8 protein-coding genes are annotated in these 15,656 nt (G+C 75.7%); 7 read left to right on the top strand and 1 reads right to left on the bottom strand.

What is annotated here, in order from left to right; all coding sequences use genetic code 11:
• Positions 1-155 precede the first annotated feature (155 nt).
• The 4 genes from ABT015_RS17305 (at position 156) to moeZ (ending at position 5,469) form a co-directional block, all read left to right on the top strand.
• Positions 156-1,853: a DUF3492 domain-containing protein gene (locus tag ABT015_RS17305; protein WP_350879886.1), complete on the top strand. Its 1,698-nt coding sequence runs from the start codon at positions 156-158 to the stop codon at positions 1,851-1,853.
• The gene (locus ABT015_RS17300) at positions 1,853-2,953 is read left to right on the top strand and encodes a hypothetical protein (RefSeq protein WP_350879885.1); all 1,101 of its coding nucleotides are present in this window, start codon (positions 1,853-1,855) and stop codon (positions 2,951-2,953) included. Before ABT015_RS17305 ends, ABT015_RS17300 begins: the two co-directional genes overlap by 1 nt.
• 119 nt (positions 2,954-3,072) lie before the next feature.
• Positions 3,073-4,062: an NAD-dependent epimerase/dehydratase family protein gene (locus ABT015_RS17295; protein WP_350879884.1), complete on the top strand. Its 990-nt coding sequence runs from the start codon at positions 3,073-3,075 to the stop codon at positions 4,060-4,062.
• Positions 4,063-4,290: 228 nt separating this feature from the next.
• A complete protein-coding gene (gene moeZ / locus ABT015_RS17290; protein WP_350879883.1) occupies positions 4,291-5,469 on the top strand; it encodes an adenylyltransferase/sulfurtransferase MoeZ in 1,179 nt (392 codons plus the stop codon).
• A 74-nt stretch (positions 5,470-5,543) separates the two neighbouring features.
• On the opposite strand, the gene ABT015_RS17285 is transcribed toward moeZ, so the two are convergent.
• A complete protein-coding gene (locus tag ABT015_RS17285) occupies positions 5,544-8,294 on the bottom strand; it encodes a flippase-like domain-containing protein (RefSeq protein ID WP_350879882.1) in 2,751 nt (916 codons plus the stop codon).
• Between the two features lie 134 nt (positions 8,295-8,428).
• Between ABT015_RS17285 and ABT015_RS17280 the strand changes: the two genes are divergently transcribed.
• The 3 genes from ABT015_RS17280 (at position 8,429) to ABT015_RS17270 (ending at position 15,527) form a co-directional block, all read left to right on the top strand.
• Positions 8,429-8,791 (top strand): MGMT family protein, encoded by a 363-nt coding sequence (locus ABT015_RS17280; protein WP_502897337.1) that lies wholly within the window; start codon positions 8,429-8,431, stop codon positions 8,789-8,791.
• A gap of 164 nt (positions 8,792-8,955) precedes the next feature.
• Positions 8,956-12,273 (top strand): ATP-dependent helicase, encoded by a 3,318-nt coding sequence (locus ABT015_RS17275; RefSeq protein ID WP_350879880.1) that lies wholly within the window; start codon positions 8,956-8,958, stop codon positions 12,271-12,273.
• 32 nt (positions 12,274-12,305) lie between these two features.
• Positions 12,306-15,527 (top strand): ATP-dependent helicase, encoded by a 3,222-nt coding sequence (locus ABT015_RS17270; RefSeq protein WP_350879879.1) that lies wholly within the window; start codon positions 12,306-12,308, stop codon positions 15,525-15,527.
• The last annotated feature ends 129 nt before the right edge of the window (positions 15,528-15,656 follow it).

The raw sequence follows: 15,656 nt of genomic DNA, 5'->3' as shown, positions 1-15,656 counted from the left end.
GTGTCGTACCCGGCCGACCGGACTCCTCGCCCCCGGACCGTCCCCGCCGCCGTGCGGGGCCGCCCCGGTGGCCACTCGAGCCGCTCAAGCCGTCCGTCGATCCCGCCCGCCCGTGATCCGCCCGCCCGTGATCCGCTCTGCCCTGGAGGTCTCCCGTGCGCATCGCCCTGCTCACCGAGGGTGCCGGCCCACATTCCCGGCGCGGCGCCGGAGGCTGGTGCGACCGGCTGGCCGCGGGCCTGCCGGAGCACGAGTTCGGGCTGTACCTGCTCACCGGTCAGGGAAGCCAGGGCGGCCAGGGCGCCGCCGAGCGGCTGTCCCCCGCCTGGCGCGGGGCGCGCGAGCTGGCGCTGTGGGGGCGTCGGCCGGGCGGCCGGGTGCCCGGCACGCTGCGCGGACGCCAGTACGCCCGGGCGTACGAGGACCTGGTCAGAGCCCTGGTGCTGCCGGGGGAGCGGGCCGGCTTCGGGGCCGGGCTGTACCGGCTGGCCGTCCTCGCCCGGGAGGACGGCACGCTGCCCGCCTTCCTCGCCTCCGCGCACGCCCGGCGCACCCTGGAACGGGTCTGGCGGCTGTCGGGCGCGGAGACCTCGGCCGGGCAGCCGCTGGTCCGCGACGTGCTGGTCGCGGCGGACCTGCTGGAGCAGTGCCTGCGGCCGCTGTCCGCGCCCTGGTACGGCACCGGGCCCGACGGCCTCGGCGGCGCCGACCTGTGCCACGTGGTCGGCGGCGGCCCCGCGGCGCTGCCCGCACTGGTCGCCCGGTACCTGCACGGGGTGCCGTTCGTGGTCACCGAGCACGGCCTGCACCTGCGCGAGCAGTACCTCGGCCACCGCGAGGCGCCGTACCGGTGGCCGGTCCGGGCGCTGCTGCTGGCGTACTTCCGGGCGCTCACCGAGGAGACCTACCGGCAGGCGGCCGTCCTGACCCCCGGCAGCGCCCACGACCAGCAGTGGCAGCGCCGCTGCGGGGCCGACCCGGCGCGCACCCGGGTGGTGTACGAGGGGACGCCCGCGGTGGTCCGCCCGGCGGCCGGGCCCGAGCCCGCCGCGCCGACCCTGGTGTGGGCGGGCGCGCTGGAGCCGGGGCGGGACACCGAGCTGATGCTGCACGCCTTCGCGCAGGTGCGCGCCGACCTGCCGCGGACCCGGCTGGTGATCCACGGCGAGGAGGCCGCGCCCGGCTACCGGGCGCACTGCGCGGCGCTGGCCGAGCGGCTCGGACTGGCCGCGGCGGTGCACTTCGCCGGGCGGCCCGGCTCGCTCGCCGAGGCCTGGGAGGGCGGCACGCTGGCCGTGTTCTCCGCGCTGTCCCAGCGCAGCCCCCGGCTGCTCGCGGACGCGATGCTCAGCGGCCGGGCCGTGGTGTCCACCGACGTCGGGGTGGCCCGCGAGGTGGTCGGGCCGACCGGGCTGCTGGTGCCCGCCCGGGACCCGCGCGCGCTGGCCGGCGCCTGCCTGGCACTGCTGCGCGACGAGGAGCGGCGCGCCCGGCTCGGGCTGGCCGGGCGGCTGCGGGCACAGGAACGCTTCGCCGTGGAGCCGGTGATCGGCGCCTTCCGGGAGATCTACCTGGAACTGGTCTCGCAGTACCCGGCCTTCCCCGGCGGCGGGGCCGGCGGCGCGGCCGGGGAGTCGCCGCGCCCGTTCGCCCGGCCCGCCGAGTACTGGCTCGCCGACGGCCGCCGCGCGCCGGGCGGCCCGGACGGCCAGGGCGGCCAGGGCGCCCCGGACCCGGCGGACGGCTCCGAGGGCCGCCACGGCGCCGGGCCGGCCGGGTCCGAGCGGCCGGAGGACGGGGGCGGCGACGCCGGCGCGCAAGAGCGCCCCGGCGCTCTCGCGGAGGCCGTCTGATGGCGGGCGGCGCGGCGCCGGGCGGCCCCGGGAGCCCGGTGGGGGACCCGGTGCGCGAGGTGATGGCCGAGCACCGGGCGCTGTGCGAGCGGGCCGTCGACCCACTGGAGATCGCCGCCGGACTGGAGGAGGCCGGGCTCGGCCCGCAGGCCGCCGCGCGCTGCCGGCACGCCGACCTGTTCTCGCTCGCCGAGGAGCTGTACGCACGGGTGCCCCGCCGCCCGCCCGCGCCGGAGCCGCCGAGCGGCCGGGAGTGCGCCGCCGCCACCCGGGCGACGCTGACCGCCGCCGCGCTGGCCGCGCTGCCCTGTGCGGCCGTGGTCGCGCTCGGCGCCCGCTGGCCGCTGCTGCTGCCGGCCGCCGTCCCGCTGGTGCTGGTGCCCGTGCTGGCCGCGGACCGTGCGGCCGAGCCCGGCCCGCCGGACACCGGCCCCTGCCGGGCGGTGGACGGGCTGGGCCCGGCGGGGGCGCCGCGGCGGGCCGGCTCCCGGTGGCGTCCGGCGGCGCTGGGGCACGGGCTGGGTCTGGCCGCGCTGCTGCTGCTCCCGCTGGCCGCGGCAGACGGGGACCGGCGGCTGACCGCCGCGCTGGTGCTGGCCGGGGCGGTGTCGGCCGGGTCGGCCGAGCGGGCGGCCCGCTGGTACCGGCAGGTCGGCCGCGGCCATCTCGGCGCGGCGGCCACGCTGGCCGAGTTCCGGTCCCGGATGCGGCCGGTGCTCCCGGTGGCGGTCGCCCTGCACCTGGCGGTGCTCGCGGTGCTGACCTTCGCCGCGATGGCGGTGCTGACCGTCCTCGCGCCGCGCCCCGGGCCGGGCCACGGCGGGGGCCTGCTGCACCTGGCGGCCGAACGGGCCGGCGCCGCGCAGTGGGCGGCGCAGGGCGTGCTGGGTCTGCTGCTGGTGCTGCCCGCGCTGCTGGCCCGCTGCGGCCGGACGGCGGCCGCCGCGGCGGGTGCGCTGGCCGGGCCCGCCGCGGCGCTCGGGCTGCTCGCCCTGGGCCGCTCCGGGCCGGCGGCCGGGCTGCTCGGCGGCGGCGCGGTCGCCGCGGTGCTGCTGGCGTACGCCTGGGCGGTGCTCGGCCGGGCCGGTTCGCACCGCTGAGCCCCGCCCGTCGGTGCGGCCCCGGGTGCCGCCCCCTTCTCGTTGCTCTCACTTCAGTCCGCTCTTGATTTCAGTCCGCCAGGTCGTCCCCGACCTCGCTTCGTGGAAGGACGCCCCCGATGAGGGTGCTGCTGCTGGGCGCCGACGGTTTCATCGGCCGCCGGGTCACCGATCGTCTGCTCATGGACCAGGAGTTGCAGGTGACGGTGCTCGGCCGGCGCGACTCGGCCGACATCCGCTTCGACCTGACCACCGGAAGCCCGGGCGCGCTGGCCCGGTTCCTGGACGCGGTCGCGCCGCAGGTGGTGATCAACTGCGCGGGCGCCACCTACGGCAGCTCGCGCACCCTGATCCGGTCGAACACGCTGGCCGTCGCCACCGTCTGCGAGGCGATCCGGCGCAGCCGGGAGCCGGCCCGGCTGGTGCACGTCGGCTCGGCCGCCGAGTACGGCCCGGTGCCGGGCGGCGTGCCGGTGTCGGAGCAGGCCGAGCCGCGGCCGGTCGGCCCGTACGGGGTGTCCAAGCTGGCCGGGACGGAGCTGGTGCTGGCGTCGGGCCTGGACGCGGCGGTGCTGCGGGTGTTCGACGTGGTGGGCCCGGGGGCGCCGACCGCCTCGCTGTTCGGGCGGCTCGCGGAGGGGCTGCGGCGGTCCCTGGAGCGGGACGAGGCCCAGGTGCGGATGCCGGACCTGTCCGGATACCGGGATTTCGTGGACGTGCGGGACGTCGCCCGGGCGATCCAGGCGGCGGCGGTGTCGGCCGCCACCGGGGTGGTCAACATCGGCAGCGGGCACGCCGTCCGGGCCAGGGACGCGGCCCAGCTGCTGGTCCGGGCGTCCGGCTTCGAGGGCGCGATCGTCGAGGAGAACCGGCAGGTCCTGCTGCCCGCGCAGGCCGGCGGCCCGGTCGGCGACCACCTGCCCGGCCACCACCTGCCGGGCCACCACCTGCCGGGCCACCGGCCGGAGGGCCGGGTCGCGGCAGGGGAGCCGGTGCCGTGGCGGCAGGCGGACGTGCGCACCGCCCGGGACCGTCTCGGCTGGCGGACACAGGTGCCGCTGGAGGAGTCGCTCGGGGACGTCTGGCTGGAGACGGCCTGCCGGGTCTGAGCGGCCACCGGGAGCGCCCCCGGCCTGTCGGCGTAGGCCCGGGGCGCTTTTCCGGGCTCCGGCGGGCGGTCCCACGATCCGACGCCGGCCGTCTCGCCCATCGGACGAGCTGTCTCGGAATACCGGAGGGGCGTGACACTGTTGGCCTAGGAGCCACCCGCGTGGCGGCGCAGCAACCACCATGAGGCTGGCCCAGGCCACCTGAACCAGACACCCATCGGAGTCCCCGTGTCGTTGCCACCCCTGGTCGAGCCGGCCGACGAGCTCACCGTTGACGAGGTCCGCAGGTACTCCCGCCACCTGATCATCCCCGACGTGGGCATGGCCGGGCAGAAGCGGCTGAAGAACGCCAAGGTGCTGTGCGTCGGCGCCGGCGGCCTGGGCTCGCCCGCGCTGATGTACCTGGCCGCGGCCGGTGTCGGCACGCTGGGCATCGTCGAGTTCGACGTGGTCGACGAGTCGAACCTGCAGCGCCAGATCATCCACGGCCAGTCGGACGTGGGCCGCTCCAAGGCGGAGTCGGCGCGGGACTCGGTCAAGGAGATCAACCCCTACGTCGACGTGATCCTCCACGAGGAGCGCCTCGACAACTCCAACGTCATGGAGATCTTCTCCGGCTACGACCTGATCGTGGACGGCACCGACAACTTCGCCACCCGCTACCTGGTGAACGACGCCGCGGTGCTGCTCGGCAAGCCGTACGTGTGGGGCTCGATCTACCGCTTCGACGGCCAGGCCAGCGTGTTCTGGGCCGAGCACGGCCCCTGCTACCGCTGCCTCTACCCGGAGGCCCCGCCGGCGGGCATGGTCCCCTCCTGCGCCGAGGGCGGCGTGCTGGGCGTGCTGTGCGCGTCCATCGGCTCGATCCAGGTCACCGAGGCGATCAAGCTGCTGGCCGGCGTGGGCGACCCGCTGGTCGGCCGGCTGATGATCTACGACGCCCTGGAGATGAACTACCGCCAGGTGAAGGTCCGCAAGGACCCTGACTGCGCCGTCTGCTCCGAGCACCCGACGGTCACCGAGCTGATCGACTACGAGGCCTTCTGCGGCGTCGTGTCGGAGGAGGCGCAGGCCGCCGCCGCCGGCTCGACCGTCACCTCGGCGCAGCTCAAGCAGTGGCAGGACGACGAGGAGGACATCTTCCTGATCGACGTCCGTGAGCCCGGCGAGTACGAGATCGTCAACATCCCCGGCGCGGTGCTGATCCCGAAGAACGAGTTCCTGATGGGCGACGCCCTGGAGAAGCTGCCGCAGGACCGCAAGATCGTGCTGCACTGCAAGTCGGGCGTGCGCTCGGCCGAGGTGCTGGCCGTGGTCAAGGCGGCCGGTTTCGCCAACGCCGTCCACCTGGGCGGCGGCGTGCTCGGCTGGGTCAGCCAGATCGAGCCGCACAAGCCGGTCTACTAGGACGCCGGAACGCAGACGCCGGAACGTATCGGAAGGGCCCGCCTCGGCGGGCCCTTCCGCGTGTCCGGTGGACGTCAGAGCGCGCCGCGGCGCTGCAGCATGTTGTAGGAGATCCAGCCCGGCAGCACCGGCAGCCAGAAGGTGAGCGCCCGGTAGAGGAAGACCGCCGGGGTGGCGACCGCCGGCGACACGTCCGCGACCGTCAGGGCGCCGATCAGGGCGACCTCGACCGGGCCGATGCCGCCCGGGGTGGGGATCGCCGAGCCGGCCGCGTTGGCGGTCAGGAAGACCACCGCGACCGCCGAGAAGCTGACGTCGCCGCCGAAGGCCTGCACCGAGGCGTCCAGGCAGGCGGTGAAGGAGAGGGTCAGCAGCAGGATGCCGCCGAAGCCGGTGACCAGCTTGCTGGGCGTCTGCATCAGGTCGAGCATCCGCGGCACCACGCCGAAGAACAGCGAGCGCAGCCGGCCCAGCACGAACCGGCGCAGCGGCGCGACCGCCGCCACCACCAGGGCGAGCACGGCGGCGGTCAGCACGCCGATGATTACCGCGCGGGAGGCGGACAGGTCGCCGTTGGTCTGGCTGCCGGTGATCAGGCCGAAGCTGAACAGCAGCAGCAAGTGCCCGGCCAGGCCGGCCAGCTGGGAGGCGCCGACCGAGGCCACCGCCTGGCCGGAGCGGATCCCGGCCTTCTGCAGGTAGCGGGTGTTGAGCGCGATGCCGCCGATCGCGGCGGGGGCGACCAGCTTGACGAAGGAGCCGGCCAGCTGGGCCGCGACGGTGCGCCGGAACGGCAGCTTCTCCGGGACGAAGCCGGTCAGGCTCATCGCGGCGGCGACGTAGCTGAACGCGGCCGCCAGCAGGGCCGCCGCCGCCCAGACCCAGTCCATCTGGGAGAGCTTGAGCTGGGCCGGCTTGATGGTGGTCAGCGCCAGGTAGGCGGCGAAGGTGAGCGCGATCACCATGATCAGGCTCTTCGGCTTCAGCCGCTCCAGCTTGGCCGGCTCCATCGGGGCCTCGGGGGCGATCTGGAGGATCTGGCCGCGGATGCGGCTGAGCAGGTCCTCGCCGGCCACCGCGATGTCTTCCTCGGCCTGCTGCTGGGTGCGCTCGCCGGCCGCGACCTGCTCCAGCGCCCTGGCCCGGGCGACGGTCTTGCGCTCCTTGGTGAGCCGCGCGAGGTCGACCCTGGTGGAGCGGCTCATCCCGACCGGCTGGAGCAGCGGCAGCGCCTGGGCGACCCGGTCGGCGCCGAGCACCGCGTTGGCGGTGGCGACGGCCCGCTCCGGGCCGATCCGCAGCGCGAAGGTGGTGACCAGCTGGGCGACGTCGATGCGCAGCGTCAGGTCGGTGGCGGCGATGTCGCCGCCGGAGAGGTTGACCAGGCAGGCCGTCTTCTCGTCCACCACCAGCAGCGACTCGCCGGTCAGCCGGCGGTGGGCGATCCGGCGCTCGTGCAGGGCCGCCACCGACTCCCAGAGCGAGGCCATCACCTGGTCGGTGACCTCCTCGTCGGAGAGCTCGTCCAGGATGCGGCCCTCGACCTTGCCGTAGACCAGGATCGCGGCGTCCGGGCCCAGCTCGGAGGTGGCGACCAGCTGCGGCGCGCGGGCGCCCGAGGCGGCCGCCGCGTAGGCGATCAGGGCCTCCTGCTCCAGCGCCTGGCGCAGCGACTGCGGGCTGCGGCGCACCGCCACCGAGCGCAGCCGCAGCCGACGCCAGGCCCGGTAGAAGAAGCCGGAGGCCTGCTGCTCGCGGTCGATGATGTGGACGTCCAGCGGCGGGCCGCTCTGCTGGGTGACGTAGTAGCGGCGGGTGCCGCCGGGCGCGTCCGGGGCGCGGTGGGCGCTCTCCGGGGTGAAGCCGACCTTGCGCAGGCCGATCATCAGGTGCTGGCCGGTGGGCCGGATGTTCGGGGAGCCGATCGCGTACAGCGTGCCGTACGCGACGGACCAGCCGATCAGGACGGTGAGCAGCAGCGACAGCGGGGTGGTGTAGCCGCCGAGCAGTTCGGTGATCCCGCTGAAGACCACCACCACCCACAGGGCGACCCGCCACCGGGGGCGGCTCGACATGCCGACCGCGGTCATGTAGGCGATCACCGGGGCGAGGTAGCCGTGCACCGGGTCGGTGAGGGTGCCGTTGCTGTCCATCGGCAGCCTGGTCAGCGCGTCCCGGATGTGGTCGGAGGCGCCTTCGGCCACCCACCAGTCGATGCCCAGCGAGACGCCGTAGGCGAGCACCGAGGCGAGCACGCCGTCGGCGACTCGCAGGCCGTCGCGTTTGATCAGCCGCTCGACCGCGAAGGCCAGCGGCACGGCGAGCACCGCGACGCTGGAGAGCAGGCCGGTGATGGTGGAGAGCACCGCGGAGAAGTGCGGCGCGTTGGTGGCGATGTCCTGTTCGATGCCGGTGGTGGTCGAGGTGGCGATGCCCGCCAGCACGAAGACGGCGACTATGCCGAACACACCGGCCAGGAAGCGGATCAGGTCGGACGGGCGGTGCGCCCGGGCGGCGAGCAGGGGCTCGTCGACGTCCAGGTGTGGGGCGCCGTCCAGCGGGTCGTGGTAGTCGGGCAGCGGGCGCCGGGCCGGCGGTGCGGCGGCGGCCGGTCCCCCGGGGTCCTCGGCGGCCTCGGCGGCTTCAAAGGGTTCGGCGGGTTCTTCGGAGGCCTCGGCGGGCGCGGGGGTCTTGATCGTCAGGTCCTTGATCAGGGAGACTTCCGGAGTCGGCCCGGTCGCGGGCCCACCACCGGGAGCCGAGGGCACGGCGGCGGCGGACTCGTCGGAGTCCTCGTCCACACCCACGTCAGCCGTCCCGGTCATCTGGTCTTGTCCTCGTATCACCACTCACCGCCCCGAAGATGGTGGCATGCCTCGGCGCCCCGTGCTGGACAGGGGCCGGATCGGGCGCGGCGGATCGTACGTGCGGGGCCACGGGTGCGCCCCCGTGAGGAAGAATGCCCCAGGTGACGGACGTAACAGACGACGGCCTCCCGGACACCCTGCCGCCCTTCGCCGAACTGGTGCTCGACCTGACCGAGCGGATTCCACCCGGCAGGGTGATGACCTACGGGGACGTTGCCGAGTACCTCGGCCAGGGCGGCCCCCGGCAGGTCGGCCGGGTGATGGCCCTGTACGGCGGCTCCGTCCCCTGGTGGCGGGTCATCCGCGCCGACGGCCGCTTCCTGCCCGGGCACGAGCACCGTGCCCTCGCCCACTACGGCGAGGAGGGCACCCCGCTGCGCGAACTCGCCGACCCGCCCCGGGTCGACCTGCGACGGGCCCGCTGGGACGGGCAGGAGTCGGACGCCGCGCACTGAGGCAGCCGCGGAACGCGGAATGCGGACCGGGCCGCCGCGGACCGGGGATGCCGCGAAACCGCCGCGCCGACGGGAATGACGGGGCAGGATCGTAGGCTCGATACGGGCGGGCCCCGGCGGGCCCGCCCGGCCACGCCTCCAGCACAACCCCAGGATCCGCCTCCGTGAGTTCCCCGTACCGGCTCGTGCGCAGCCCGCTCGTCCAGCCCGCCCCACCCGTGCTGGACGAGTACCAGCGCGCCGTGGTCGAGCACGGCGGCGGGCCGCTGCTGGTGCTCGCCGGCCCCGGGACGGGCAAGACCACCACCCTGGTCGAGGCCGTCGCCCGGCGGATCGAGAACGGCACCGACCCCGAGCGCATCCTCGTCCTCACCTTCAGCCGCAAGGCCGCGACGGAACTGCGCGACCGGATGTCCGCCCGGCTCGGCTCCTCCTCGGCCGCCCCCCAGGCCACCACCTTCCACTCCTTCAGCTACGCCCTGCTGCGCGCCCACCAGGACCCGCAGGACTACGCCGAACCGCTGCGGCTGCTCTCCGGCCCCGAACAGGACGTCATGGTCCGCGAACTGCTGGCCGGCGGCGCCGAGGACGCGAAACTCGGCAGCTCCCGGATCCACTGGCCGCTCGACCTGCGGGCCTGCCTGACCACCCGGGGCTTCGCCGACGAGGTCCGCGCCGTCCTCGCCCGCAGCCGCGAGCTGGGCCTGGGCGAAGCCGAACTGGAGCGCTTCGCCCAGGGCGTCCAGCGCCCCGACTGGGCCGCCGCCGCGCACTTCCTCGCCGACTACCTCGACGTGCTCGACCTGCGCGGCGTCCTCGACTACGCCGAACTCGTCCACCGGGCCGTCCTGCTCGCCGAACGCCCCGAGGTCGCCGAACAACTGCGGCGGCGCTACGAGGTGGTGTTCGTCGACGAGTACCAGGACACCGACCCCTCCCAGGTCCGGCTGCTGCGCCAGCTGGCCGGCGGCGGCCGCGAACTCGTCGCGGTCGGCGACCCCGACCAGTCGATCTACGCCTTCCGCGGCGCCGACATCAACGGCATCCTCGACTTCCCGCAGACCTTCCGCCGGGCCGACGGCGAACCCGCCGACGTCAAGGTGCTGCGCGTCTCCCGCCGCTCCGGCGCCGTCCTGCTCGCCGCCTCCCGGGAGCTCGCCCGGCGGATGCCGATGGGCCGGCTGCCCGCCGACAAGCTCGCCCAGCACCGCGCGCTGCTGCCCTCCCGCGAGGGCGGCCGGGCCGAGGTCTACACCTACCCCACCCCCGGCGCCGAACTCGACTCGATCGCCGACCTGCTGCGCCGCGCCCACCTGGAGGACGGCGTGCCCTGGGGCGAGATGGCCGTCCTGGTCCGGGCCGGCGCCCGCTCCATCCCCGGCGTGCGGCGGGCGCTCAGCGCGGCCGGCGTCCCGCTGGAGATCGACGGCGACGACCTGCCGCTGCGCGAGGAGCCGGCCGTCGCCCACCTGCTGCTCGCCCTGCGGGTCTGCGCCGAGCAGGCCGCCCGCGACCGGAACGGTGACCCCGACACACCCGACCCGCTCACCACCGACCTGGCCCACGCCCTGCTCACCGGCCCGCTCGGCGGCCTCGACGGCTCCGACCTGCGCCGCCTCGGCCGCGCCCTGCGCGAGGAGGAACGCGCCGCCCTGCGCGCCGACGGGGACCCGGCCGCTCCCCGCCCGGCCGGCGACCTGCTGCGCGAGGCCCTCGCCGAACCCGAGCGGCTGATCGCCCTCGACCCCGCCCACGCCCGCCGGGCCCGCGACCTCGGGACCCTGCTGCGCAAGGTCCGCGAACGCCTCGCCGGCGGCTGCACCGCCGAGGAGGCGCTCTGGGAGCTGTGGGACGGCAGCCGCCGTTGGCGCGAACGCCTGGAACGGGCCGCCCTGCGCGGCGGCGGCGCCGGCCGCAACGCCGACCGCGACCTCGACGCGCTGTGCGCCCTGTTCGAGACTGCCGCCCGCGCCGAGCAGCAGGTCACCGGCCACCGCGGCGCCCTCGACCTGCTCGCCGAGCTCGACGCCCAGGACATCGCCGCCGACACCCTCACCGTCCGGGCCGTGCGCCCCGAGGCCGTCCGGCTGATGACCGCCCACCGCTCCAAGGGCCTGGAGTGGCGCCTGGTCGTCGTCGCCGGCGTCCAGGACGGCCTCTGGCCCGACCTGCGCCGCCGCGGCTCCCTGCTGGAGGCCGACCGGATCGGCCGAGACGGCCTCGCCGAACCGCTCTCCCCGGGCGCCCTGCTCGGCGAGGAGCGCCGGCTCTTCTACGTCGCCGCGACCCGCGCCCGGGAACGGCTGATCGTCACCGCCGTCAAGGCCCCCGCCGACGACGGCGACGAGCCCTCCCGCTTCCTGCGCGAGCTCTACCGCGAGGACGTCGACCCGCGGACCGGCAGGGTCGTGCGCCGCACCCCGCCGGTCGTCGTCGAGGACGTCACCCACCGCCCGCGCCGCCCGCTGTCCGTCGCCGCGCTGGTCGCCGAACTGCGGGCCGTCACCGTCGACCCGGCCCGGTCGCCCGAACTGCGCCGGGCCGCCGCCGAACGGCTCGCCCTGCTCGCCGCCGCCACCGACGACGAGGGCCTGCCGCTGGTGCCCGCCGCCCGCCCCGACCGCTGGTGGGGCCTGGCCGACGCCACCGCCGCCCCCGACCCGCTGCGCAGCGCCGACCTGCCGGTGCGGCTGTCCGGCAGCGGCCTGGAGCAACTGGAGAACTGCTCGCTGCAGTGGTTCCTGGACAAGGAGGTCAAGGCCCGCGCACCCGGCTCCGCCGCCCAGGGCTTCGGCAACGTCGTGCACGCGCTCGCCGACGAGGTCGGCTCCGGGCGCACCCCCGCCGACCTCGCCGTCCTGATGGAACGCCTGGACACCGTCTGGGACGCGCTGGCCTTCGACGCGCCCTGGAAGTCCCAGCAGGAGAAGACCCAGGCCCGTGCCGCCCTGGAGCGCTTCCTCAACTGGCACGTGCTGGAACGCGGCCGTGACCTCGTCGCCACCGAGCACGGCTTCGACGTCACCCTCGACGCCGGCGGCGTCTCGGTGCGCATCCGCGGCTCGATGGACCGGGTCGAGAAGGACGCGGCCGGGCGCGCCTACGTCGTCGACTTCAAGACCGGCAAGCAGATCCCCACCGACAGGTCGCTGCCCGAGCACAAGCAGCTGGCCGTCTACCAGCTCGCCGTCCGCGCCGGGGCGCTCAACGAGCTGCCCGGCTTCGCCGACCGCCCCCCGGCCACCGGCGGCGCCGAACTCGTCCACCTGCGCGAGCCCGCCGCCAAGGCCGCCCAGGACGCCCCCAAGGTGCAGCGGCAGGACCCGCCGGAGGGCGAGCCGTGGATCGAGAACCTGCTCGCCGACGCGGCCGGCCGGGTCCTCGCCGAGCGCTTCGTCCCGCAGACCGGCGGCGGCTGCGACCGCTGCACCTTCCGCCGCAGCTGCTCCGCCCAGCGGGACGGGGCGCAACTCGTCGAGTGAAGGTTGTCCGCCGCTCCGGTTAACGTTGCGGGGTGACCGCCGTGCTCAGCCATCCCGACCAGCTCAAGGAGCTGCTGGGCATCCCGTTCAACCGGGAGCAGATGGCGGCCATCGGCGCCCCCCTGGAACCGGCCGTGATCGTGGCCGGCGCCGGCTCCGGCAAGACCACGGTGATGGCCGCCCGGGTGGTCTGGCTGGTCGGCTCCGGCGCCGTCCGGCCCGAGGAGGTGCTCGGCCTCACCTTCACCAACAAGGCCGCCGGCGAGCTCGCCGAGCGCGTGCGCACCGCCCTGCTGCGGGCCGGCGTCACCGGGGAGGACGCCGTCGAGCCGCTCGGCGAACCGGAGATCTCCACCTACCACGCCTTCGCCGGCCGGCTGCTCAAGGAGCACGGCCTGCGGATCGGCATCGAACCCGACGTGCGGTTGCTCGCCGACGCCACCCGCTTCCAGCTCGCCGCCAAGGTGCTGCGCACCGCCCGCGGCCCGTTCCCCGCGCTCACCGGCACCTTCGCCAACCTGGTCGCCGACCTGATCGCCCTGGACGGCGAACTCGCCGAGCACCTGGTCGAGCCGGACACCCTGCGCGCCCACGACGAGGACCTGCTGGACACCCTCGCCACCGTCAAGCTCACCAACGACGACCTGCGGGCCGTCCCCGCCACCGCCCGGGCCCGGCTGGAGCTGCTGCGCCTGGTCGAGGACTACCGGCGCCGCAAGCACGCCGCCGGGCTGATGGACTTCGGCGACCAGATAGCCGCCGCCGCCCGGCTCGCCCAGCAGCGGCCCGAGGTCGGCGCGCTGCTCCGCGGCCAGTTCCGGGTCGTGCTGCTCGACGAGTACCAGGACACCTCGGTCGCCCAGCGGCTGATGCTGGCCGGCCTGTTCGGCGCCGGCCCCGCAGGACCGGGCGGCCCCGTCGACGGCCACCCCGTCACCGCCGTCGGCGACCCCTGCCAGGCGATCTACGGCTGGCGCGGCGCCTCCGTCGCCAACCTCGACGAGTTCCCCCGGCACTTCCCGAAGGCCGACGGCCGCCCCGCCGCCCGCTACGCGCTCAGCGAGAACCGCCGCAGCGGCGGGCGGCTGCTCGCCTTCGCCAACGAACTCGCCGCGCCGCTGCGGGCCATGCACGAGGGCGTCGAGGCGCTGCGCGCGGCCCCCGGCGCCGAGCAGGACGGCTACGCGCGGGCGGCGCTGCTGCCCACCCACGCCGAGGAGATCGACTGGCTCGCCGACTCGATCGCCCATCTGGTGCGCACCGGCACCGCGCCCGGCCGGATCGCCGTGCTGTGCCGCGGCGGCGCGGCCTTCCCGGACATCCACGCCGCCCTGGTCGCCCGCGAGGTGCCGGTCGAGGTGGTGGGCCTGGGCGGGCTGCTGCAACTGCCCGAGGTGGCCGACCTGGTGGCGGTCTGCGAGGTGCTCCAGGACCCGACCGCCAACGCCGCGCTGGTGCGCCTGCTGATCGGCCCGCGCTGGCGGATCGGCCCGCGCGACCTCGCCCTGCTCGGCCGCCGGGCCGCCGACCTGGTGCGCACCGACCGGCCCGAGGGCGTGGAGGCGCTGACGGCGGCCGTCGCCGAGGCCGACCCCACCGAGGTGGTCTCGCTCGCCGACGCGGTGGAGACCTTCCTCGACGCGGAGCAGCCCGACGAACTGCCCTTCTCCGCCGAGGCCAGGATCCGCCTGGCCCGCCTCGGCCAGGAGCTGCGCGACCTGCGCCGCTCGCTCGCCGACCCGCTGATGGACGTGCTGCACCGGGTACTGGCCGTCACCGGCCTGGAGGTCGAACTCGCCGCCTCCCCGCAGGCACTGGCCGCCCGGCGGCGCGAGACCCTGCACGCCTTCCTGGACGTCGCCGCCTCCTTCGCCGACCTCGACGGCGACCCCGGCCTGGCCGCCTTCCTCGGCTTCCTGCGCGCCGCCCAGGAGTACGAGCGCGGCCTGGACAGCAGCCTGCCCGGCGGCGAGGACACCGTGAAGGTGCTCACCGCGCACAAGTCCAAGGGCCTGGAGTGGGACGTCGTCGCCGTCCCCGGCCTGGTCAAGGGCTCTTTCCCGTCCACCACCTCGCGCGAGCGCTGGACCAGCAGCAAGCGGGTGCTCCCGCACGCCCTGCGCGGCGACGCGGACACCCTGCCCGACGTGCGCGGCGGGTGGGACGGCAAGGCCATGACCGCGTTCAAACGGCAGCTGGCCGAGCACTCCGGCACCGAGGAACTGCGCCTGGGCTACGTCGCGTTCACCCGCCCGCGCACGCTGCTGCTGGCCTCCGGGCACTGGTGGGGGCCCAGCCAGAAGACCGTCCGCGGCCCGTCCGCCTTCCTGGAGCAGCTGCGCGAGCACTGCGAGCGGCCCGGCGCCGGGGAGGTCGAGCACTGGGCCGAGCAGCCGGAGAAGGGCGCCGAGAACCCGGCGCTGGCCGCCCCCGTCGAGCACCCCTGGCCGCTGCCGCTGGACCCGGCCGCCCAGCTGGCCCGCCGCCGGGTCGCCGAGGTGGTGCACGCCCGGCTGGCCGGCGCGCCCGCCCCCGAGCCCGAGCCGATGGCCGTCGAGGACCAGCGCCAGGCGGCCTCCTGGGACCGCGACCTCACCGCGCTGCTGGGCGAGTTGGAGCGCTCCCGGCGCACCGCCCGCGACGTGCCGCTGCCCGCCTCGCTGTCCGCCACCCAACTGCTGCGCCTGGCCGCCGACCCGGACGGCTTCGCGCGCGACCTGGCCCGGCCGATGCCGCGCCCGCCGCAGCCGGCCGCCCGGCGGGGCACCCGCTTCCACGCCTGGGTGCAGTCCCGGATCGAACCGCTGCTGCTGATCGAGCCGGGCGCGCTGCCCGGTGCGGACGACGACGGCATCGAGGACGAGCAGGACCTGGAGCAGCTCAAGGAGGCGTTCCTGCGCACCCCGTACGCCCAGCGCCGGCCGCACCGGGTGGAGGCGCCGTTCCAGCTGGTGCTCGGGGGGCGGGTGGTGCGCGGCCGGATCGACGCGGTCTACCGGGACGGTGACGTGACGTCAGTAACCGGTGGCGCGTCACGCTACGAAGTGGTGGACTGGAAGACCCACCGCGAGGAGACCGCCGACCCGTTGCAGCTCGCGGTCTACCGGATCGCCTGGGCCGAGCAGGCGGGCGTTCCGCCGGAGCAGGTCACGGCTTCCTTCCTGTACGTCCGCAGCGGGCGGATCGTCCGTCCGGCAGGACTTCCCGACCGAAAAGAGTTGGAACGGCTCCTGATCGGGAACAGTGAAGAATGAGTCACGCAGAGCATTCAAGTCATCACGGCAGCGCCCGAAACCTGTGCGTCATGCACGTTTCGTGCCTATTGTGGGGTCGGTAACCGGTCAACCCCCGTGCTCCGGCCGCCAGCGAGGCCCGCATTCCCT

The sequence above is a fragment of the Kitasatospora sp. NPDC094016 genome (genome assembly GCF_040304045.1).
Lineage (GTDB): Bacteria > Actinomycetota > Actinomycetes > Streptomycetales > Streptomycetaceae > Kitasatospora.
The sequence above is the reverse complement of the archived record's forward strand: the minus strand, read 5'-3'. Positions and strand labels throughout refer to the sequence as shown.

Coding starts and splice junctions, on each gene's coding strand:
- ABT015_RS17300 (WP_350879885.1), top strand. CDS start 1,853: ATGGCGGGCGGCGCGGCGCCGGGCGGCCCCGGGAGCCCGGTGGGGGAC.
- ABT015_RS17295 (WP_350879884.1), top strand. CDS start 3,073: ATGAGGGTGCTGCTGCTGGGCGCCGACGGTTTCATCGGCCGCCGGGTC.
- ABT015_RS17285 (WP_350879882.1), bottom strand. CDS start 8,294: ATGACCGGGACGGCTGACGTGGGTGTGGACGAGGACTCCGACGAGTCC.
- ABT015_RS17280 (WP_502897337.1), top strand. CDS start 8,429: ATGCCCCAGGTGACGGACGTAACAGACGACGGCCTCCCGGACACCCTG.